Genomic DNA, 677 nt, shown 5'->3' with positions numbered 1-677 from the left:
GGCTCACCAATGGATGCAGCAAAAATAATGTGGGTATTATATGAACATCCAGAAGTAAGATTTGAAGATTTAGCAATGAGATTTATGGACATAAGAAAGAGAGTATATACATTCCCTAAAATGGGAGAAAAAGCTACAATGGTTGCTATTCCAACTTCAGCAGGAACAGGATCAGAAGTAACACCATTTGCAGTTATAACAGATGAAACAACAGGAGTAAAGTATCCATTAGCAGATTATGAATTAACACCAGATATGGCAATAGTAGATGCAGAACTTATGATGAAGATGCCAAAAGGATTAACAGCAGCATCAGGAATAGATGCTTTAACACATGCTATAGAAGCATATGTATCAGTGCTTGCGTCAGAGTATACAAATGGCCTTGCATTAGAAGCTATAAGATTAATATTCAAGTATCTTCCACAAGCTTATAATGAAGGAACTACAAATGTAAAAGCAAGAGAAAAAATGGCACACGCATCAACAATGGCAGGAATGGCTTTTGCAAATGCTTTTCTAGGAGTATGTCATTCAATGGCGCATAAACTTGGAGCAATGCATCATATACCACATGGTGTTGCAAATGCTTTATTAATAGATGAAGTTATAAGATTTAATGCAGTAGATAATCCAAGAAAACAAGCTGCATTTCCACAATATAAATATCCAAATGC

The 677-nt window shown here is 35.3% G+C and carries 1 protein-coding gene; it reads left to right on the top strand.

From position 1 onward, the window contains the following. A partial coding sequence (locus tag EGD97_RS12270) for an iron-containing alcohol dehydrogenase (RefSeq protein WP_127837564.1) occupies positions 1-677 on the top strand: 677 nt, incomplete at both ends.

Source organism: Clostridium prolinivorans (genome assembly GCF_004011155.1).
In the GTDB taxonomy this organism is placed as follows: domain Bacteria; phylum Bacillota; class Clostridia; order Clostridiales; family Clostridiaceae; genus Clostridium_AT; species Clostridium_AT prolinivorans.
The sequence above is the reverse complement of the archived record's forward strand: the minus strand, read 5'-3'. Positions and strand labels throughout refer to the sequence as shown.